The organism is Sphingosinicella rhizophila, assembly GCF_032378825.1.
Taxonomy (GTDB): domain Bacteria; phylum Pseudomonadota; class Alphaproteobacteria; order Sphingomonadales; family Sphingomonadaceae; genus Allosphingosinicella; species Allosphingosinicella rhizophila.
Genome location: NZ_JAVUPU010000003.1, coordinates 493,857 through 512,319, shown reverse-complemented (window position 1 = coordinate 512,319; position 18,463 = coordinate 493,857). Strand labels below are relative to the sequence as shown.

The 18,463-nt window shown below is 62.8% G+C and carries 22 protein-coding genes and 1 pseudogene; 6 read left to right on the top strand and 17 right to left on the bottom strand.

What is annotated here, in order from left to right; genetic code table 11:
* Nucleotides 1-3: 3 nt before the first annotated feature.
* The gene (locus tag RQX22_RS08260; protein WP_315725553.1) at nt 4-1,008 is read right to left on the bottom strand and encodes an alpha-ketoacid dehydrogenase subunit beta; all 1,005 of its coding nucleotides are present in this window, start codon (nt 1,006-1,008) and stop codon (nt 4-6) included.
* Nucleotides 1,009-1,013: 5 nt separating this feature from the next.
* On the bottom strand, nt 1,014-2,285 hold the full coding sequence (locus RQX22_RS08255) for a 3-methyl-2-oxobutanoate dehydrogenase (2-methylpropanoyl-transferring) subunit alpha (protein ID WP_315725417.1): 1,272 nt from the start codon (nt 2,283-2,285) through the stop codon (nt 1,014-1,016).
* Between the two features lie 175 nt (nt 2,286-2,460).
* On the opposite strand from RQX22_RS08255, the gene RQX22_RS08250 reads away from it, so the two are divergent.
* Complete coding sequence (locus RQX22_RS08250) at nt 2,461-2,946, top strand: SixA phosphatase family protein (protein WP_315725415.1); 486 nt, start codon at nt 2,461-2,463, stop codon at nt 2,944-2,946.
* A 128-nt stretch (nt 2,947-3,074) separates the two neighbouring features.
* Here RQX22_RS08250 and RQX22_RS08245 read toward each other — a convergent pair whose 3' ends face one another.
* From RQX22_RS08245 to RQX22_RS08220, 6 genes are all read right to left on the bottom strand, one after another.
* Nucleotides 3,075-3,308: a hypothetical protein gene (locus RQX22_RS08245; protein WP_315725413.1), complete on the bottom strand. Its 234-nt coding sequence runs from the start codon at nt 3,306-3,308 to the stop codon at nt 3,075-3,077.
* A gap of 17 nt (nt 3,309-3,325) precedes the next feature.
* Complete coding sequence (locus RQX22_RS08240) at nt 3,326-3,715, bottom strand: PspC domain-containing protein (RefSeq protein WP_315725411.1); 390 nt, start codon at nt 3,713-3,715, stop codon at nt 3,326-3,328.
* 17 nt (nt 3,716-3,732) lie between these two features.
* A complete protein-coding gene (gene pspA / locus RQX22_RS08235) occupies nt 3,733-4,530 on the bottom strand; it encodes a phage shock protein PspA (protein WP_315725409.1) in 798 nt (265 codons plus the stop codon).
* Nucleotides 4,523-4,678, bottom strand: coding sequence for a hypothetical protein (locus RQX22_RS08230; protein WP_315725407.1), 156 nt, complete (start codon nt 4,676-4,678; stop codon nt 4,523-4,525). Before RQX22_RS08230 ends, pspA begins: the two co-directional genes overlap by 8 nt.
* Nucleotides 4,679-4,860: 182 nt before the next feature.
* On the bottom strand, nt 4,861-5,121 hold the full coding sequence (locus RQX22_RS08225; protein WP_315725405.1) for a hypothetical protein: 261 nt from the start codon (nt 5,119-5,121) through the stop codon (nt 4,861-4,863).
* Nucleotides 5,122-5,190: 69 nt separating this feature from the next.
* Nucleotides 5,191-5,454: a hypothetical protein gene (locus RQX22_RS08220; protein ID WP_315725403.1), complete on the bottom strand. Its 264-nt coding sequence runs from the start codon at nt 5,452-5,454 to the stop codon at nt 5,191-5,193.
* 171 nt (nt 5,455-5,625) lie between these two features.
* On the opposite strand from RQX22_RS08220, the gene RQX22_RS08215 reads away from it, so the two are divergent.
* On the top strand, nt 5,626-6,750 hold the full coding sequence (locus RQX22_RS08215; RefSeq protein WP_315725402.1) for a sodium:calcium antiporter: 1,125 nt from the start codon (nt 5,626-5,628) through the stop codon (nt 6,748-6,750).
* A gap of 20 nt (nt 6,751-6,770) precedes the next feature.
* Here RQX22_RS08215 and RQX22_RS08210 read toward each other — a convergent pair whose 3' ends face one another.
* Genes RQX22_RS08210 through RQX22_RS08195 form a run of 4 tightly spaced genes read right to left on the bottom strand, consistent with a single transcriptional unit; the run spans nt 6,771 to nt 10,922 of the window.
* A complete protein-coding gene (locus tag RQX22_RS08210; protein WP_315725400.1) occupies nt 6,771-7,061 on the bottom strand; it encodes a hypothetical protein in 291 nt (96 codons plus the stop codon).
* Nucleotides 7,062-9,599 (bottom strand): cbb3-type cytochrome c oxidase subunit I, encoded by a 2,538-nt coding sequence (locus RQX22_RS08205; protein WP_315725398.1) that lies wholly within the window; start codon nt 9,597-9,599, stop codon nt 7,062-7,064.
* Nucleotides 9,596-10,513: a cytochrome c oxidase subunit II gene (coxB, locus tag RQX22_RS08200; protein ID WP_315725396.1), complete on the bottom strand. Its 918-nt coding sequence runs from the start codon at nt 10,511-10,513 to the stop codon at nt 9,596-9,598. Before coxB ends, RQX22_RS08205 begins: the two co-directional genes overlap by 4 nt.
* A 37-nt stretch (nt 10,514-10,550) precedes the next feature.
* Nucleotides 10,551-10,922, bottom strand: a complete 372-nt coding sequence (locus tag RQX22_RS08195; RefSeq protein WP_315725394.1) for a c-type cytochrome — start codon at nt 10,920-10,922, stop codon at nt 10,551-10,553.
* Between RQX22_RS08195 and RQX22_RS19325 the strand changes: the two are divergent.
* Nucleotides 10,923-11,549, top strand: a pseudogene (locus tag RQX22_RS19325) (c-type cytochrome); the annotation flags it as partial.
* Nucleotides 11,550-11,586: 37 nt separating this feature from the next.
* Here RQX22_RS19325 and RQX22_RS08190 read toward each other — a convergent pair.
* Nucleotides 11,587-12,258 (bottom strand): cytochrome b, encoded by a 672-nt coding sequence (locus tag RQX22_RS08190; RefSeq protein WP_315725392.1) that lies wholly within the window; start codon nt 12,256-12,258, stop codon nt 11,587-11,589.
* A complete protein-coding gene (locus RQX22_RS08185; protein ID WP_315725390.1) occupies nt 12,255-13,004 on the bottom strand; it encodes a cytochrome c oxidase assembly protein in 750 nt (249 codons plus the stop codon). The genes RQX22_RS08190 and RQX22_RS08185 overlap by 4 nt, the downstream gene beginning before the upstream one ends.
* Nucleotides 13,005-13,350: 346 nt before the next feature.
* Here RQX22_RS08185 and RQX22_RS08180 point away from each other — a divergent pair, with 346 nt between their 5' ends.
* Together RQX22_RS08180 and RQX22_RS08175 are read left to right on the top strand one after the other, a co-directional pair.
* Entirely contained in the window at nt 13,351-13,779 is a 429-nt protein-coding gene (locus RQX22_RS08180; RefSeq protein WP_315725388.1) for a DUF2231 domain-containing protein, read from the top strand.
* Nucleotides 13,779-15,119: a PQQ-dependent sugar dehydrogenase gene (locus RQX22_RS08175; protein WP_458309539.1), complete on the top strand. Its 1,341-nt coding sequence runs from the start codon at nt 13,779-13,781 to the stop codon at nt 15,117-15,119. Before RQX22_RS08180 ends, RQX22_RS08175 begins: the two co-directional genes overlap by 1 nt.
* Here RQX22_RS08175 and RQX22_RS08170 read toward each other — a convergent pair.
* Together RQX22_RS08170 and RQX22_RS08165 are read right to left on the bottom strand one after the other, a co-directional pair.
* Nucleotides 15,116-15,889, bottom strand: a complete 774-nt coding sequence (locus tag RQX22_RS08170) for an exodeoxyribonuclease III (protein WP_315725385.1) — start codon at nt 15,887-15,889, stop codon at nt 15,116-15,118. The two genes, RQX22_RS08175 and RQX22_RS08170, sit on opposite strands and share 4 nt — an antisense overlap.
* Nucleotides 15,886-16,803, bottom strand: a complete 918-nt coding sequence (locus tag RQX22_RS08165) for an aldose 1-epimerase (protein WP_315725384.1) — start codon at nt 16,801-16,803, stop codon at nt 15,886-15,888. The genes RQX22_RS08170 and RQX22_RS08165 overlap by 4 nt, the downstream gene beginning before the upstream one ends.
* 100 nt (nt 16,804-16,903) lie before the next feature.
* On the opposite strand from RQX22_RS08165, the gene RQX22_RS08160 reads away from it, so the two are divergent.
* Entirely contained in the window at nt 16,904-17,224 is a 321-nt protein-coding gene (locus tag RQX22_RS08160; RefSeq protein ID WP_315725383.1) for a hypothetical protein, read from the top strand.
* A gap of 71 nt (nt 17,225-17,295) precedes the next feature.
* Here the strand turns inward: RQX22_RS08160 and dgoD are convergent, their stop codons facing one another.
* Nucleotides 17,296-18,435 carry a galactonate dehydratase gene (dgoD, locus tag RQX22_RS08155; RefSeq protein ID WP_315725381.1) on the bottom strand — a complete coding sequence of 380 codons (1,140 nt, stop codon included), beginning with the start codon at nt 18,433-18,435 and terminating at the stop codon, nt 17,296-17,298.
* Nucleotides 18,436-18,463 lie beyond the last annotated feature (28 nt).

Genomic DNA, 18,463 nt, shown 5'->3' with positions numbered 1-18,463 from the left:
CGATCAATCCTCCAATACTTTTCTGAGCCCGAGGCCCAGCCGGACAGGACCCGGAAAATAATTCCACTCCAGCGAATGCGGATAAGGCGTGTCGAATCCCGTCACACGCACCACAGGCGCTTCGAGATGATAGAAGCAGCGTTCCTGCACCAAGGCCGAAAGCTCGGCGCCAAAGCCGGCGGTGCGGGTCGCCTCGTGCACCACGACACAACGGCCCGTCTTTTTCACCGACGCCTCGATCGCCTCGATGTCCAGCGGCACGATCGTGCGCAGATCGATGATCTCGGCGTCGACCCCTTCGGCCTCGGCGGTCGCGAGCGCCACATGGACCATCGTCCCATAAGCGAGGATGGTCACCTCATTGCCTTCGCGCACGATCGATGCCTTGCCGATCGGCACGGTGTAATGGCCGTCGGGAACCTCTGCCGAGGGATGCTTCGCCCAGGGCGTCACCGGCCGCTCGTAAAAGCCGTCGAACGGCCCGTTATAGATACGCTTGGGCTCGAAGAAGAGGACGGGATCATTGTCCTCGATCGCGGCGATCAGCAGGCCCTTGGCATCGTAGGGATTGGACGGGATCACCGTTTTGATGCCGGCGATATGGGCGAACAGCGCCTCGGGCGACTGGCTGTGGGTCTGGCCGCCGAAGATCCCGCCGCCATAAGGAGAGCGGACCACCATCGGCATCGGCCACTCGCCGGCGGTGCGGTAACGCATGCGGGCGGCTTCCGAGACGATCTGGTCGAAGGCTGGGTAGATATAGTCGGCGAACTGGATTTCGGCGATGGGCCTCAGTCCATAGGCGGCCATGCCGATCGCGGCGGCGATGATGCCATTCTCTGAAATCGGAGCGTCGAACACCCGGGTGCGGCCATATTTCTTCTGCAGCCCTTCGGTGGCGCGAAAGACCCCGCCGAAATAGCCGATATCCTCGCCGAGCACGGCAATATCGGGATCGCGTTCCATCATCACGTCATGGGCGCTGTTGATCGCCTGGATCATGTTCATGACGGTCATCGGCGCTTCGCCTCCACTTCGGCGAGCGCCAGCTCGCGCTGTTCCTTCAGATGCCAGGGCATCTCCTCGAAAACGTCGTCGAACATCGATGCGACATCCAGGTTCGGATCATTGCCGAGCGTGCCAAGCTTTTCGGCTTCCTTCTGGGCCGTGCGCACCTCTGCGCCCAGCTCTTCGAGCAGCTTCGCATTGCGCTCCTCGTCCCACTCGCCCAGTCCTTCCAGATGGCGGCGAAGCCGCTCGACCGGATCGCCCAGCGGCCAGCTCTTGCCGGCATTTGCGGGCCGGTAGGCGGTCGGATCGTCGCTCGTCGAATGGCCCTCCACCCGATAGGTGAACATTTCGATGAGGGTCGGGCCCAAATTGGCGCGGGCGCGGTCGGCCGCCCAGCGCGTCGCCGCATAGACGGCGAGCGGATCATTGCCGTCGACCCGAAGACCGGCAATCCCGTAACCGACGGCGCGGGCGGCGAAAGTCGTGAGCTCCGCGCCGGCGATGCCGGAGAAAGTCGAGATCGCCCATTGGTTGTTGACGATGTTGAGGATGACCGGCGCCCGATAGACGCCGGCGAAGGTAACGGCGGCGTGGAAATCACCTTCCGCCGACGCGCCGTCCCCGATCCAGGTGGCGGCGATGCGGCTGTCGCCCTTGATCGCCGAGGCCATGGCCCAGCCCACTGCCTGCGGAAATTGCGTGCCGAGATTGCCGGAGATGGAGAAATAGCCATGCGCCCGGTCCGAATACATGATCGGCAGCTGGCGGCCTTTGAGCTTGTCGCCGCTGTTCGAATAGATCTGGCACATCATGTCGTAGAGCGGATAATCGCGCGCGATCAGCAGGCCTGACTGGCGATAGGTCGGAAAGCACATATCGTCGCGATGCAGCGCATAAGCGGCCGCGACGCCGACCGCTTCTTCGCCGGTCGATTTCATGTAGAAACTGGTCTTGCCCTGCCGCTGGGCGCGATACATGCGGTCGTCGAACACGCGCAGCAGCATCATGTCGCGAAGCATCCTGCGCAGCGTGTCCGCGTCGAGCCGCGGATCCCACGGGCCGACAGCCTTGCCCTCGTCGTCAAGCACCCGAACCAGACTGTAGACGAGTTCATGCGTCTCGCTGGCCGGCGCGGCCACGTCCGGGCGGCGCACGCTGCCCGCGGCCGGGATAGTGATGTGGCTGAAGTCGACTTCGTCACCGGGCCGCGCGTCGGGCTCCGGCACATGAAGGGCGAGCACCGGCTGGTTGCGGCGCTCTGTCTTGCTCGTCATGCCTTTTTTGTCCTCATTGGGCCTTGCCTTGTCCTAAATGGAGTGCCGCGGCTGCCCCCTAATGGATTTTTTTCGGCGATGCACCCCTTGTCGCCTTGCGCTCGCCGACCCGGGGTTGCGGATGATTCGGATTGCGGCGACGACTAGTTAAAATTGGCAATAGGAGCAAATATCCGTGACTCGCTATGTTCTCGCCCTTTTCGCCTTGCTCCTGTCCGGTTGCATGACGCCCGCGCCGATCCAGCCGCCTTCCACCTTCTATGTGATGCGGCATCTCGACACGTTGGAGGGATCTTCCGATCCGGATTTGACGGAGGCCGGACAAAGGCGCGCGGCATTGCTCGCCGACTGGTTCGCCGAAGAACCTCCGCTGGCCATCTTCGTAAGCGATACCAGGCGTGCCCGTCAGACGGCAGCACCGCTCGCCGAGAAACTGGGGATCACGCCCAGGATCTACGATCCGTCGGACAGCCGCGGACTGATCATGGAAGTGATGAAGGAACCGGCACCGGTCCTGATCGTCGCCCACAGCAATACTGTGCCCGATATCGTCTACGCACTGAGCGGAGAGCGGCCGGACCCGCTGGTCCATGCGGATTTCGGCGATATCTGGCGGATCGCGGGCAAGGACCGGACCGTCACGAAGACCCGTTTGCCTTAGAAACATTTCAGGGCGATGGAATCATCCGACTAAGCGGAAAATACGGAAAACAAGGAGCAACGACTGTTCAAGGTCGATAGGACCTTCGGCGAGTCCCTGCGCTTTCGGTCAGGAATATGCCTCCCGCGTCAAAGATCGATGCAGGCGGCGATCGATTCCAGCTTGCGGACCCGTTCCTTCAGATCCGCCATCTCGATTCGGTCCCCGGCCGGACTGCGCGCGCTTTGGCCCTGGAGGCCGCTCAATTCCAGTCGCTTGAGTTCGAGCCAGCCGTGCCAGCCCTTGAGGATGGCGACGAGAGCGATGGTGAGGCCCACCAGGGCGAAACCGGCAAGGGCAATAGCGGTCATGGGTTCGTTCATGTCCATTCTCCGGGGCTTCAGGCGGGGTTCGCCGGCTCGACGCGCGGTTGCCGCAGCTGTTCGATCTCGCGGGCAAGGCTGCTCTCGGTCGACGTGACATAGGTTTCGACCTCGGCCATGCGGCGATCGATATCGCGCATGCTCATCCGAAGATCGCGGGCAGAACTTCGGGCGGTGACGCCCGATCGGAGGCCCCTATTCTCATGGGCGCCGTGCGGACCGGATTTGACCAGCAAGGCAGCGAGACCGTAAGCCAGGATCGTCCACGGAAAGGCGCCGAGCAACGTGACGACGACAGCGCCGATGCGGACCAAGGTGACGTCGACGCCCGTATAATCGGATATGCCCGAACAGACGCCCCAGAATTTGGCATCCCGCTTGTTGAGATAGAATGTCCTCAAAGCCATCGTCTTTTCCCTCCTGATCAGCTTAACCGCGCCTTCAGCGCTTCGAGCTCGGCTTCGACCTTTTCGGCATTGCGAAGCTCCGCGATTTCTTCTTCCAGTGACTTTGGCGGGGCGCCCAATAGCAGCGCATCGGCCGCGCCCTCGGCAAAGTCTGCGCGCCGTTCCAGCACGTCGAAGCGCGAAAACGCCTCGTCGACCTTTGGCCCCGCATACATTTCCCGCATCCGGGCACGGTTCTGCGCGCTCTCCAGCCGGTTCTGGATCGCATTCTGGCGCGAACGCGCTTCCCGCAACTTGCCCTGAAGCTTGGCGATGTCCGCTTCGGATGCCCGCATCGTATCGTCGAGCAGATCGATCTCCGCCTGGAGACCTTCGGCAAGGTGACCGACCTTCTGCTTTTCGACGAGGGCCGCTTTGGCCAGATCCTCGCGATCCTTCGACAGGGCCAGTTCCGCCTTTTCCGTCCAGCTATCCTGCAAACGCTCAAGCTTGCGGATCTGGTGAGCCATCTCCTTCTGGTCCGCTATCGTCCGCGCCGCGGACACACGCACCTCGACGAGCGTCTCCTCCATCTCGAGGATGATCATCCGGACCATCTTCGCGGGATCTTCGGCCTTGTCCAAAAGATCCGCCATGTTCGCCGCGACGATGTCCCGGGTTCGGGAAAATATGCCGCGGGGCCGAAATCCGGTCGGCGCGGGAGCGGCGAACTTCGCCTGGAAGGGGCGTGCCCCCCGCTCTCTCGGAGCCTGGATCGGCCAGGGTGCGGGCGTCGCCGCGACCGCCGGCGGAATGATGGCGAGTTCCTCAGCCATTCGCATCGGTGCCGATGTGGGTCGAAGCATAAGCGACGGAGGGGCCAACCTCGGCCGGTGCCGCCGCCGCAAAAACGGTGGCGCTGGTGAGGAGGATTGCGCCGACGACCGAGACGGCCATGCGCTGGATGTTTCCCAATTCGAACATTGCTGGCTTCCTTGAACCTTGTTGATCCTTCCGCCTGTCCCGACGGTTGCCAACAAGGTTACAAGAGCCGTGCCAAAGTCGCTTTATGGCGGAAAACAGCCGAAAACGAACGTAGAGATGGATATCTGCCCTGCGGTCAATGCCAACAAATGGGAAATCACGCCAATGTTAGGAAGGTCAGGCTATGCGTCGGATTCGCGATCCGCTTTGGTGGTTCCGCGCGTCGCGGAATTGGCATTTTCGGTATCGCCGACATTCGTTTCGCCAAGCTGTCCGCTGCCATGATAAGGCTGCTCGGTCTGGCCCCCATCACCCATATAGCCGTCCTTGTCGGGCTTCTTGCCGGAATGGGGGTTGGGATAGGGGCCGCCACCCGATTCACCGGATCCCCGCGCGCCCGTTCCCATCTCGCCTGGGGCGCTGCGTTTTTCATCGCCGGTCATGACCTGATCCTCGTCCACCTGAAACGAGATAACGACCGCGGCAAAGCACCGTTCCCGTCAGTCGGCCAGTCAATCGGCCTGACGGGCGCGTGCGATTGCGCGGGCAAGGCTTTGGCGGCGAAAGCGCGGTGGCCTGGTCGCGTCCAGGATCTTCGCACCCGCCATGAACACCGCGCCCGTGCAGGCCGCGAACAGCAGATAGCCGCCCGTCCCGGGAAATTGATGGAGATAGTGGAAGCCCCGTTCCACCGCTCCCAAGGCCAGCGCGTAGATGACCGCAAAGGCCTCGAATCTGGTTTTTATCAGGAACGGCCTGGCGAGCTTGTTGAGCATGACCCGGTCGAAGCAAGAAGTGGGCCAATCGCTGTAATGCGGGCGATTCTGCTCTCATCATTAGGGTTTTGTAAACCATGCCGACAGGTGCCTGCCTTGGCAGCCGGCAGGAGGTCCGGAACGACTTTCGCCGCGGAGCGTCACCCAACAAAGCGCGCATGACCCGAAAGGATGCGCGACTTCGACATCCGCTGGCGCAGTGCCGCGACGAACCGTCCCGGCCTGGCCGCACCACGGCCTGGCTGGAGAGCTGATCCGAATCTCATGGCTTTCGATTCCCTCTCGCTTCCGCTGCTCGGTTTTGTCTTCCTCGCCGGAGCCGTGGCCACCTGGCTCGGAGGCTGGCGGCTGGCCCATTATGTCGATGCCGTCACGACGAGGACTGGTGCCGGACAGGCGCTGATGGGGATGCTCCTGCTCGGCGGCGTGAGTTCGCTGCCGGAAGTGGCGGCGGTCAGCACGGCCGCTTCGATCGGCAACGCGCCGCTGGCAGTCAACAATCTGCTTGGCACGGCCTCCATCAACATCCTCATCCTGGCCGTCGCCGACATCGTCTATGGCCGCGAGGCGCTGACTGTCCGGGCCGCGCGGCCGGCCACGCTCATGCAGGGTGTGCTTGCGATGCTGCTTGCCTCCGTCGTGGCCATGGTCGCGACCGCAGGAGACATTCCGATTTTCGGCTTCGGACTGGGCTCGGCCTCCCTTGCTGCGGGCGCCGTGGCTGCGCTGTGGATTTCCTCCGGATTCGAACATCGCCACACCTGGGAAGTCGTCGGCGGCCAAGACAATGCGGAGGACGGGGATCGCGAAGGCGACCCGCGACCGCTCTGGCTGCTCATTCTCCTGATCATGCTATGTGCAGCATTGATCCTCGTTGCCGGCTTCGTCCTGTCTTCATCGGCCGATGCTCTCGCGGAAAAAACCGGCATTTCGGCAGGCATGATCGGCTTCATCCTTGTTGGCCTGGCCACATCGCTTCCCGAAATCAGTTCAACCATCGCCGCCGTCAAACTGCGCCGGTATCAGATGGCGATCGGGGACATATTCGGCACGAACATTTTCAATATCATGCTGATATTTCTCGCAGATCTCATTTACCCTGGCGCGCCCGTCCTCGGCCAGGCGGGGACGTTCGAGGCGATCGGGGCAATTCTCACCGTCATGATGACGGGAATGGTGGTCGTCGGTCTGCTCGAACGGAAGGACAAGGCGATTTTGCGCATGGGCTACGATTCCGTCGCGTCGCTCGCGACCTTCGCAATCGGGCTGTGGCTGCTCAGCCGGACGATGAATTAGGATCCGCACGCAAGAGCAGGCTATCCAAGCGCTGCCGGCAGTCCCTGCCAGAAAATGGCGATTACCGAGAACGCCACGGCCAAGGCTGACGAGGATCGCAACCAGCGGTTCACCCGGTCACCGCCATGTGTCGGCGCACGGGAGAAGCTCCACAACAGGTATCCGTCGGCGATCAGGCAAAAAAAGGTCAGTATCAGGATCAGCGCACGCGCCAGCATCGTTCCGGGGAAAATGCTTGCGATCACGTAGCTGCCGAAGAAATGGATCGCCCAGACGATCAGGCCGCTGAGAAGGAGGGACCAGGCGCGCACCTAGACTGCTCCCGGAAAGAGCCGGACCAGAAGCGCCGCAAGCATGCCCTGGGCAGCCGTATAGCTGATGAAGATCGCCGTGATATCGAAGCTGTTGTTTCGGGGACGCGTGACGAGACCCCTGCTTGTGCGTGCCGCCAGGTAAATGGCCATTAGCACCGCGACCGCGACAAGAATGGCCTGAAGCGCCAGGAAGGCATGCACGATGGCACCCTGGCTGGACAATTGCGGCTGCAGCCCATGGGTCCGCCAGCTCCAATAGTCGATCCCCAGGGCGAGGAGGAGGCCGGCCCCCGCGGCAAGGATCAAGGTCGGCGGGGTCCACAACGTCGTCCGTTCGCGGGCAAGCAGCTTCCGGGCCGTCATTGCGAGCGCGGCAGGGGCGCCATAGCCGACCAGCAATGGGATCAGCCAGACCATGTCGGGCGGCGCCGTCCAGACCGATGGATGGATGCCATAGAGATAAAGATAGCTGAATATGGTCATGAGGAAGATCATGCCGATCACGACGAGAAGTACGATCACCGCCCACCAGCCATGCGTGCTCGGACCGGTCACATAGGTTGGCAGACATATGCCCCCGCCCACTTCCACTTCTTTCGCGGCTACTGGCCGATCGGTTTCCCACAGCCAGCGAAGCACCGATGGAACGGCGAGCACGCCGCTGATCAGGGCCGGCACATAAGCCTGGATCGTCATCAGGAGGAAGAAGCCCGCAGTAAAGATCGCGCCGAGCAAGGGCCAGACGGAAGGGCCCGGCATGATCTGGATATATTGCGGCTCCGCTCGGATCGGGCTCGTGACGATCGTCTCGCGGCGCCCCGTCGGGGCATTCGGAAGGAAATAGCGTCCCTTTTCGACGTCTTCACCGAGGTCCGGATCGTCCCAGAGCGGATAGCGGCTTCGCACCACCGGAATGCTGCGGGTGGAATAAAGTCCGGTCGGCAACCATTCGAGCGTGCCGCCGCCATAGATATTGCCGGCATCCTCCTCGACCGTGAAACGGAAATTGCGGGCGAGGTCGATCAGGAACAGCATTACGCCCGCTGCCAGGATGAAGGCGCCGACCGTCGAAAGCAGGTTCGTGACATCCCAGTCGTGGCCGGGAAGATAAGTGTAGACCCGGCGCGGCATGCCCATCAAACCGGTTAGATGCATTGGCAGGAATGTGACGTGCATTCCCACGAACATCATCCAGAATATCCTTTTGCCGAGGCGCTCCGAAAGCGGGCGGCGGCTCGTCATCCCCATCCAGTAATAGAAGGTCGCGAAAAGCGGAAAAACCATTCCGCCGATCAGCACATAATGGAGATGTGCGACGATGAAATGCGTATCATGCGCCTGCCAGTCAAATGGCACCATCGCGACCATGACGCCGGTCAGACCGCCGAATGTGAAAGTGAAGAGCCCACCCAGAACGAAGAGGGTGGGCGTATTGAAGCGCGCCCTGCCCGCGGCGAAAGTCGCAATCCAGGAGAAGACCTGGATGCCGGCCGGCACGCTCACCGCCATGCTCGCGGCCGAGAAGAATCCGACCGAAAGCCGCGGCATCCCCGTCGTGAACATATGATGCGACCAGACGCCGAAGCTGATGAAGGCGGTGGCGAGCATGGCGAGGACGATGAGATTGTAGCCGACGAGCCGCGTTCGCGCGAGCGCCGGTATCATCATCGTCACCAATGCCGAGGCGGGGAGGAAGATGATGTAGACTTCCGGATGCCCGAAGAACCAGAAAAGATGCTGCCAGAGCAACGGATCGCCACCACGGGTGGGATCGAAGAATGGCCAGTTCAACGCGCGTTCCAGCTCGAGAAGCAGCGTGCCGAGGATCACCGCCGGAAATGCGATCACGATCATGCCGGCGAAGACCAGCATTCCCCATGCGAAGATAGGCATCCTGTCGAGCGTCATGCCCGGCGCACGGGTTTTCAGGACGCCGACGATGATCTCGATCGCACCCGCGATCGCGGAAATCTCGATGAAGCCGATCCCCAGAAGCCAGAAATCGGCATTGATACCGGGCGAGAAGGCGGTGCTGGTCAGCGGCGGATACATGAACCAACCGCCATCCGGCGCCAGGCCGAAGAACAAGGATGCGAAGAAGCAGAGGCCTCCGACGAGATAGGCCCAGAAGGCATAAGCCGAAAGACGTGGAAAGGGCAGATCGCGGGCGGCCAGCATCTGCGGGAGCAGCATGACGCCGAGTGCCTCCATGGCGGGCACCGCGAACAGGAACATCATGATCGTCCCGTGCATGGTGAAGAATTGGTTGTAGGTCTCCTGCGAAAGAATGCCGTTCAGCGGCAATGCGAGCTGCACCCGCATCACCAGTGCGAGGATTCCCGCCAGGAGGAAGAAGAGAAACGAAGCGGCAACGTACCACAAGCCGATATAATTATTGTTGACGACCGTCAGACGCGCCCAGCCTCCGGGCGCGTGCCAGATCCGGTTGAGCTCCGCCAGTTCGCCCTCCGGACGCTTGTCCCTGGTCGGAAAGCGTCGATAGGATTCCGGATCGAAGCCGGTCTCGGAAGTCACCGCTTCGTCTCGAGATAAGCGGCTATTGCCTGCAAATCCTTGCCGGGGAGTATGGTATAAGGCGGCATCCGATTGCCGGGCTTGAGCGCCTGCGCATTGCCGATCCAGCCCATCAAAGCACCGCGATTATTGGGGAGGATGCCGGCGCCGAGTGTACGCCGCGATCCGATATGGCTGAGGTCCGGCCCGGCCAGGCCATTGGCCCCGGTCCCGGCGATGCGATGGCAGGCGGCACAGCCCGTGGACATGAACAGCGAGGCGCCGCGGGCGGCTTCCGGTGAAATGGCGGCTTCTTGCGGCTCTTGCCGCGCGCGCAGCCAGGCCGCGAAGGCCTCCGGCTCATGCGCTATCACGACAAACCCCATCAAGGCGTGCGGGCCGCCGCAATATTCTGCGCATTGACCGCCGAATGTCCCCGGCTGATCCGCCTGGATGCGCATGATGTTTGTCCGCCCGGGCACCATGTCCAGTTTTCCGGACAGGCGCGGCACCCAGAAGCTGTGGACCACGTCGCTCGATTGAAGCTCCAGCACGACGGGCCGTCCGGTCGGAATGTGGAGCTCGTTGGCATCCATCATGAACGGTTGCCTCCGCCTGTCGAGATAGGCGACCCGCCACCACCACATTTCGCCGACCAGCCGCACCCGCATCTCGTCACCGCGGATCGGTGCCGTCAGATTGCGTGTCAGCGAAAGGCCGTAGACGAGCAGTGCCGTCAGGACGACCATGGGGAATAATATCCCGCCCAGCCAGATGGTGCGCTTTCCCCCAAGCTTGCTCCGCAAATTCCCGGTCCCGAACAGCGCGACCCACAGCGCAGCGGCGACGACCAGCATGACCACGGCCGCGACGCCCATGAGGATCCAGGCGAGCGTCGCGATTGATCCGGCGAACGGGCCGGCTGGATCGAACACCGGCGGAGGCCATCCCCCGAGCCAATCCTGGGAGACGTCAGAGATCCTCGAACCTGTAAAGATACGCTGCGACATCGCGCGACTCCTGTTCCGAAAGCGGCATCGCCGGCATGTTGGTATCGGGCACCAATGCGGGCGCGTTGCGGATGAAGGCCGCCAATATATCGGGCCTGTTCGGAAGCTGGCCGGCGATAAGGTTTTGGCCCGCGAAATTCCCGAGCGCAGGCCCGATCCGTCCTTGCGGCCAGCTTATCCCCGGCACGATATGACAAGCGCCGCAGCCGACGCGTTCGATCACCGCTTTGCCGCGCTCGACGCTGGCGCCCGGCATCTGCTGCCGTGCGTCCGGAGGCGGCTTGCAGGCTCCCACGAGAAGAAGCAGAGGCAGAAAGATCTGGGTCGTCGACAAATGTCCCCCTGGCTGACGAAAAGGACCACGTTCCGCATCCGGAACCGACACGGTACCGGAGAGGTTCCCGGTTTCATGGACCTTGCGTGGGAACGGTTGCGGAATGCAGGCAGCGCCATTGCGCTTCTGTTCCTGCCCGCCTGCAGCGCCGTCGACACCGCTTCGGCCGATCGCTTCGCAGCGGATGGAAAAATGATTGCCCTGAGCGGCGGAGCGTCAGGCGCGTCCAATGCATGCTTCACCTGTCATGGTCTCGACGGACGCGGCAACGGCGCGGATGCTCCCCGCCTCGCTGGTCTGGACTCCGGCTATCTGGGCCGGCAGCTCGAAGATTATGCAAGCGGACGCAGACGGCATCCGATGATGGAGCATATCGCGCGACCGCTCACCTCCACGCACCGCCAATCGGTCTCCGCCTTTTACGCCTCCCTGCCGTTCGAGCCTCGACGCCGCTTACCCTCGGCTCCGGCGCCTCGGCTCTATGTTCATGGCGATCCCCAGCGCGGCCTGCCCGCATGTTCCTCCTGCCACGGCTTGCGCGGCGAAGGCATCGGCCCTGCCAACCCTCCACTCGGGGGTCAGCCCGCGGCTTATCTGGCGGAACAGATCGAGCTCTGGCGGCACGGAAAGCGCCGCAACGATCCCGGCAATGTCATGCAAGTCATCAGCCGGCTGCTGAGCCCTGCGGAAGCTCGGACTCTTGCGGATTATGCCGCGAGGCTGCCTGGGGATCCCGCGCATCCGGAATCTCCGGGAGCATTCCCGTCAGAACGTCGTGCCGATCCCAGAAATGATGCTTCAGCGCCGCGCCCACATGAGCTGGAACAAGCACGACAAGCAGCAGGACGAGAAGGTGATGCACATCCTCGGCCACGTCCATGATTGTCCAGCGCGTCGCGAGAGAAAGCTCTTCGACGGGGAGTCGCGGCCAAGGCAGGACGCCGGCCAGATGGAGTGGTCCTGGCTCCGCCAGCGACGACCACATTGCCCAGCCGCTGAGGGGCAGGCCGAAGAAGCACAGATAGAAGAGGCAATGGGTCACATAGGCTGCCTGTGTCTGCCAACCTTGCCGGTCGGCATCGTTGACAGGTCCCGGGATCACGATCCGCCATACCAGCCTCAGCAAGGCGAGGATCAGGATCGACAGGCCGACAGCGCCGTGCACCTCATAAGCGGCCAGCTTGTCGCCGCCGGGATGGATCCATCCCATATACCATCCCCAGCCCAGCTGAAAGAGAACCAGGGCGGCCATGACCCAGTGGAAAATAATGCCAACGGGGGAGTAGCGATCCTGCTCGGTGTGCGTCGCCGCCCAGGCACGAAGCCGCTCGATCATGACGGGAGCGGCAGGCGCTCATGGCGCCGGAGCCAGCGTGCGCAGATTATCAAGGCTGCGGCGAGATAAAGGCCGGCCGACGGGGCCCACATGATAAGCCCGGCCAGTTGCTGGTCTTCGAGGGGTGACAATCCCCATATCGCCGTACTCGCGAGATGCGGTGCGTAGAGCGGGGAGCCGCTGAATGTGAGCAGAGCGCCGAGCAGTCCCATCTGTACCATGGTCACCAGAAGCGCCGCGACGGCCGCGGGGGGCGAAGCGATCCGAAGCGCGCTCCAGAAACCGGCGGCGCTGCCGAGCAGGCTGGCCTGCATCAGCCAATAGATTGCATCACTGGACAGCGCCTGCCCGTACAGGTCCGGCGAATGCCATGCCCAGAAGATCAGCGCCTGCGCAGCCGTCCAGGCGGCCAGGGGCCGGAAGATTGGGGCCTGGCTGCGCGGAAAGGCCGACACGATCATCGGCGCGAGCACCGCCGTCAGCAGGACGTGATGCACGACCCTGACGGAGAAGAGCGCGGAAGCCAGCGCGCAGAAGGGAGAAATGAACAGGAGCAGGAGCATGAACCAGGCCGCGGCGAAGCAGGCGCGTCGTGTGCGCAGAGGCTCGCGGCGAAGCCGATGATAGAGAAAAGGCAGCGCGGCAAGCAGCAGAAGCAAGGCGGGATCCAGATTCCAGCGGTCGAGCCACTCCGCCGGACTCGGCGCAGCCCCGCAATAAGGTATCCAGATCCTCGATCCGGTCATCTCGCTCCGTGACGGCCCCGTTCATCTGCCTCGGTTGTTCGAACTGCGGAAGGCGCGCCGTGGTTCCCGCCAGCGATAATGCGCGATGAACAGAACATGCCGATTTCCCGGTGCTATCGTCGATCGGGCCGCGAAAACAAGCCGCCCCGGGGATCAGGTCGCCCCGGACATTTCTCTCAAAATGCCCCGACCCTGGAACCGACACCGTCCCTCCGCATTTTCAATATACTCGCGTGTGCGCCAGCCGGACGGTGTCAGAGGGCACCGAACCCGGAAGATCCTACGGGAATATTGTTCGATCGCATCCTTGCCGGATGCTGCGCGGGGCCGACAGGAAGGACAAATCGTGGCTGCAACCATCGATTCAGCATATCCGCGGACACTGCATCCGGTTCATGCTGCCTTGCTTGCCTTTTCGGTCCCCTTGTTTCTCGGCGCCGCGCTCAGCGATTTTGCTTATCTGTCGAGTTACCAGGTGCAATGGACCAATTTCGCATCATGGCTGATGGCCGGCGGACTGGTCTTCTGCGGCTTCGCGCTCCTTTGGGCGATCGTCGATCTGCTCCGCGCAGACCGCCGAGGGAAACGAGCGCTGCTCTTGGTTCTGCTCCTGCTGGCAACATGGGTGCTCGGCTTCATCAATGCCTTGATTCATTCCAGGGATGCATGGGGAAGCATGCCTGCTGGCCTCATATTGTCGGCGATCGTGGCGGGGCTGATCCTGTTGGCGACATGGATCGGTTTCGCGACTTTTCGGGCGGACAGGACGAGATGATGCGCGTCAACCTGGCATCCGCCCTCGCCCTTTCGGCCTTGATGACCGGCTGCGGCGGGGATTCTAATCCGGTGCAACATGGTCCGGATGTCGATCTTCCGAACCCTGAGCGCGGCCTCCTCCCCGCCATGGAGATCGCGAAGCCGGCCGAGTGGGGCGAATTGCGGCCGACGGTGCCGTCGGGCTACACGATTTCCGCAATCGCGACCGACCTCAAGATACCGCGCCAGACTCTGGTTCTTCCCAATGGCGACATCCTGGTCGCCGAGGGAAAGGGGGGCGGCGCGCCGAAACTCACTCCGAAAGACGTGATCGCGGGCTATATAAAGTCGAAGGGAACAAGTGCGGTCGGTGGGGGCGACCGGCTGACATTGCTGCGGGATGGCGACGGCGACGGGGTTTATGAAGGCCGCACGATCTTCGCGGAGAATCTGAATGCGCCTTATGGGCTCGCACTGGCCAATGGCTTCCTCTACGTCGCCAATCAGGATGCTCTCGTCCGGTTCGAATATCGAGACGGACAGACCCGGGCCGCTGGCCCGCCCGCCAAGGTCACGGACCTGCCGGCAGAAATCAATCATCATTGGACGAAGGCGCTCGCCGTAAGTCCGGATGGACGATTCCTCTACGTAGGCATCGGCTCCAACAGCAATATCACCGAACGAGGTATGGCGGCCGAAGTGGATCGGGCCATGATATGGCAGGTGGATTCCGAAACGGGGGCCCACAAGCCCTATGCCACCGGCCTTCGCAACCCGACGGCGTTGGCCATTCAGCCCGGCATGGGCCGGCTCTGGGCCGTGGTGAACGAGCGGGACGAGCTCGGTCCGAACCTCGTTCCCGATTATCTGACGGCGGTTCGGCCGGGAGGATTCTATGGCTGGCCGTATAGTTATTGGGGTAGCAACGTGGACCCGCGGGTCCGCCCGCAGGATCCCCGAAAGGTCGCCTCCGCGATCCGCCCCGATTATAGTTTGGGGTCGCACGTCGCCCCGCTGGGCTTGGCTTTCTCCACGCCGGCAATGGGCGCCCGCTTCTCCCAGGGCGTCTTCGTCGGCCAGCATGGCAGCTGGAATCGCGACGATCCCAGCGGATACAAGATTGTCTTCGTTCCATTTCAAGGTGGCCGCCCTGCCGGTCCTCCCATCGACTTCGCGTCGGGTTTCCTGGGAGCGGACGGCAAGACTCGCGGTCGGCCCGTCGGCGTGACCATCGATCCGCGCGGCGCACTGATAATCGCGGACGATCTTTCGAATGCCATTTGGCGGGTGACACCGATCCGTCCATCGCGACCCGACCGAGCCGCGTCGGCGGCGTCCTCACAAAGATCGCCGCGTTAATCCTTCAACTTTATCCAGGCGGGTGCATGGTCGCTGGCGCCTTCGCTTCCCCGCACTTGTCGGTCGACGCCCGCCTCGGTCAGACGCTTGAGGGCTCTGCCGTTGAGAAGCAGATGGTCGATGCGCAGCCCGGCATTGCGCGCCCATGCATTTCTCCAATAGTCCCAGAATGTGTAGATCGTCTCATCGGGATGCAGGTGTCGGATGGCATCCGTCCAGCCTTCGTCGAGCAGTCGGCGATAAGCGGCGCGCGGTTCCGGCTGCATCAAGGCATCGTCCTGCCAGCTTTCCGGCTTGTAGACGTCGGCATCGGTCGGGATGACGTTATAATCTCCCGCAAGCACGACCGGGCAAGGCGCTTCCCTGAGACTTGCGGCATGTTCGATCAGCCGTTCGAACCAGCGCAATTTGTAGTCGAACTTCGGACCGGGCTGGGGATTGCCGTTGGGGAGATAGAGACAGCCGATCAGCACGCCTTGCACCGCCGCCTCGATATAGCGGGAATGGCTGTCGTCGGGGTCACCGGGAAGGCCCCGTCTCGTTTCCACCGGCTCTCCGCCCCGCGCCAGGATCGCCACCCCATTCCATCGTGACTGCCCGTGCCAGACGGCGCCATAGCCCGCCTTGGCCAACGCCGTGGCCGGGAACTTGTCGTCCGGCGCCTTCAATTCCTGCAGGCAGGCGACGTCCGGCTTCGCTTCCTCGAGCCATTCGATCAGGCGGGGGAGACGCCCGTTGATTCCGTTGACATTGAATGTGGCGATCTTCACTTTCCGACGATCTCGATCCGTGTCCTCAGGCGCATCTGCTCGCCGGGCTCCAATAGCTTGAGCCCCAGGGTGGCCCAGTCCGCCTCCGGCTCGTTGAGTGCGGCATTGGCGTGCGTCACAGGCTCGGCCACGAACATATCTCCTTCCATCGGAGAATAGAGCTGGAAGAAGCCGGCGTCCGGCGAAGCAAGACGGATGCGGAACGGCCAGGTGGGATCGTCGATCCTGGCTTCGCCGCGCCAGCCGCCAAAGCCATTGTCGAGATCCTGGGCGCAGATCCGCCGGTCCCGAAGGTCGTAGCGGCCGGCGGCCTCGACCTTCTCGACCGGCAGGACATTCTCATCGACCGTCCAGGCCGAATCGACTTCAGTGTCGAGGCGGGTGTCGATGGTGCAGGTGAAATAAGGATGTTGCCCGAGACCGCACGGCATCGCATCGTCCGACAGGTTGCGGCAGGTGAGGTCGATCGCCAATATGCCGCCGTTCAGGGAGAATATCTGTCTCGCTTCATAGCGCCATGGCCATTGGCCAGCCGCGTGGTGGAAGCTGAGCTCGGCCTCCAGCCGGTCGTGTCGAACCACCTGCCACGGGCTGAGCCACCCCTGTCCATGGAGCGGACTGGGGTCTCCCTCCATATTTGGAGCGAGTGTGACATCGCGGCCACGAAAGCGGAAGCGTCCGTTCCGAATGCGGTTGCAATAAGGAACGAGCGGAAAGCAGGCGGCCTCCAATATAGAAGCTGGGCGACACGGCCGACCGCGCAATACAGGGATAGTTACGTTGCCGTTACGATATGCAAGGCTTGCGATGGCGCCTCCCTGCACCGGCGCGAGGTTCAACGCGATACGCTCATTCCCAAGGAAGATCAGCCTGTCGTCGCCGCCGGATTGCTGTTCCCTGTCTTCGATGTTCATGGCTCGGAAACCAGATTGTGGATAAATATAGATTAGTTCTTGCGGGAAGATTCCCGCGCAAGCTATTTCATGTTCCGGGGATTCCGGGAGGGGTTTGTAAATGAGTAGGATGGTGAAGGATTTCATCGAGATCAGGGATTGCACGTCCCTGGACTCGCTGATCGAACAACTGATCGCGGTTCGGGACAGTCTTCCCACCGATGCCGAGCCGCAGATGAAGATGCGCGGCGACGATTTCTTCGGCCGGCAATTGTCGATCGCCTATTTCCGGCCGCAGACGGCCGAGGAGGCGGAATGCGATGCGCGCTACGCCGGCGCCTATCGGCAATCGCGTGAGCGGGAACTTGCCAGGTTGCAGGACGAACTCGGCTATTGCGCGATACCCGCGGACGGATCGCGCAAGCTGCGCGTGGTGGCCTGATCCGGATCCTTCCTTTCCCATCGCAGAGGAAGGATGAAGCAGGCCGGGGACCGCCCGGCTGAGCTCCACCGCTACCATTCTGCGAAGCTGCCATCTTGGTGGCGCCAGACCGGATTGCGCCAGCGATGACGGTCCTTATGGGCTTCGCGCACGGCTGCTTCGTCGATGCGGATGCCGAGGCCAGGCCCTTGCGGGATGGGCAGATAGCCGTCTTGAGGGGTGAGCATTTCCTTCTCGAGGACGAAATTCAGCAGATCGTGTCCGACATTGTAGTGGATGCCCAGCGACATTTCCTGGATCGCGACATTGGGTGTGCAGGCGGCCAGCTGGAGGCAGGCCGCCAGCGCCAGCGGCCCGAGCGGACAATGCGGTGCGACCGCGACATCATAGGCTTCCGCCATGGCGGCGATCTTCCGGCATTCCAGGATGCCGCCGGCATGGCTGAGGTCGGGCTGGATGATATCGACCGCGCCCGAGGCCAGGAAGGGCTTGAAGTCCCAGCGGGAATAGAGCCGCTCGCCGAGCGCGATCGGAATGCTGGTCAGCTGGGCGATCTGGGCCAGGCCTTCCGGATTCTCGGACAGCAAGGGTTCTTCGATGAACAGGAGGCCGAGCGGCTCCAATGCCCTGGCGAGCTGCTTGGCCATCGGCTTGTGGACGCGGCCATGAAAGTCGAGACCGACATCCATTCCCGCCGCCTGCGCCGCCTCCACCCTTTTCACGACCTCCTCGAACAATTTCGGTGTTCCGAGCCAGTCGAGGTCGGCGGTGGCGTTCATCTTGACGGCGGAGAAACCCTGCCCGCGTCGGGCGGCGGCCGCCTCGCCGATCTCGTGCGGCCGGTCGCCGCCGATCCAGGCATAAGCGCGCACCTTGTCGCGAACCATGCCGCCCAGCATCTGCCAGGCCGGAAGGCCGAGCGCATTGCCCTTCAGATCCCACAGGGCTTGTTCCAGGCCGGCGAGCGCGGACATCAGCACCGGCCCGCCGCGATAGAAGCCGCCGCGATAGGCGATCTGCCAGATATCCTCGATGCGATAGGGATCGTGACCGACGAAGCGGTCTCTCAGCGCCTCCATGGCGCCGTCCACTGCTTCGGCATGGCCTTCGAGGCTCGCTTCGCCCCAGCCGACGGCGCCATCCTCGCTTTCGACGCGGACGAACAGCCAGCGCGGCGGCACGTAGAATGTTTCGATCCGGCCGATCTTCATCGCCTTGCCTCCATCGCTGGTCCTGCCG

Excerpts from the sequence above, each read along its gene's own strand:
- RQX22_RS08260 (WP_315725553.1), bottom strand. The coding sequence starts at position 1,008 with ATGAACATGATCCAGGCGATCAACAGCGCCCATGACGTGATGATGGAA.
- RQX22_RS08255 (WP_315725417.1), bottom strand. The coding sequence starts at position 2,285 with ATGACGAGCAAGACAGAGCGCCGCAACCAGCCGGTGCTCGCCCTTCAT.
- RQX22_RS08245 (WP_315725413.1), bottom strand. The coding sequence starts at position 3,308 with ATGAACGAACCCATGACCGCTATTGCCCTTGCCGGTTTCGCCCTGGTG.
- RQX22_RS08240 (WP_315725411.1), bottom strand. The coding sequence starts at position 3,715 with ATGGCTTTGAGGACATTCTATCTCAACAAGCGGGATGCCAAATTCTGG.
- pspA (WP_315725409.1), bottom strand. The coding sequence starts at position 4,530 with ATGGCTGAGGAACTCGCCATCATTCCGCCGGCGGTCGCGGCGACGCCC.
- RQX22_RS08230 (WP_315725407.1), bottom strand. The coding sequence starts at position 4,678 with ATGTTCGAATTGGGAAACATCCAGCGCATGGCCGTCTCGGTCGTCGGC.
- RQX22_RS08225 (WP_315725405.1), bottom strand. The coding sequence starts at position 5,121 with ATGACCGGCGATGAAAAACGCAGCGCCCCAGGCGAGATGGGAACGGGC.
- RQX22_RS08220 (WP_315725403.1), bottom strand. The coding sequence starts at position 5,454 with ATGCTCAACAAGCTCGCCAGGCCGTTCCTGATAAAAACCAGATTCGAG.
- RQX22_RS08215 (WP_315725402.1), top strand. The coding sequence starts at position 5,626 with ATGCGCGACTTCGACATCCGCTGGCGCAGTGCCGCGACGAACCGTCCC.
- RQX22_RS08190 (WP_315725392.1), bottom strand. The coding sequence starts at position 12,258 with ATGATCGAGCGGCTTCGTGCCTGGGCGGCGACGCACACCGAGCAGGAT.
- RQX22_RS08185 (WP_315725390.1), bottom strand. The coding sequence starts at position 13,004 with ATGACCGGATCGAGGATCTGGATACCTTATTGCGGGGCTGCGCCGAGT.
- RQX22_RS08175 (WP_458309539.1), top strand. The coding sequence starts at position 13,779 with ATGCGCGTCAACCTGGCATCCGCCCTCGCCCTTTCGGCCTTGATGACC.
- RQX22_RS08165 (WP_315725384.1), bottom strand. The coding sequence starts at position 16,803 with ATGAACATCGAAGACAGGGAACAGCAATCCGGCGGCGACGACAGGCTG.
- RQX22_RS08160 (WP_315725383.1), top strand. The coding sequence starts at position 16,904 with ATGAGTAGGATGGTGAAGGATTTCATCGAGATCAGGGATTGCACGTCC.
- dgoD (WP_315725381.1), bottom strand. The coding sequence starts at position 18,435 with ATGAAGATCGGCCGGATCGAAACATTCTACGTGCCGCCGCGCTGGCTG.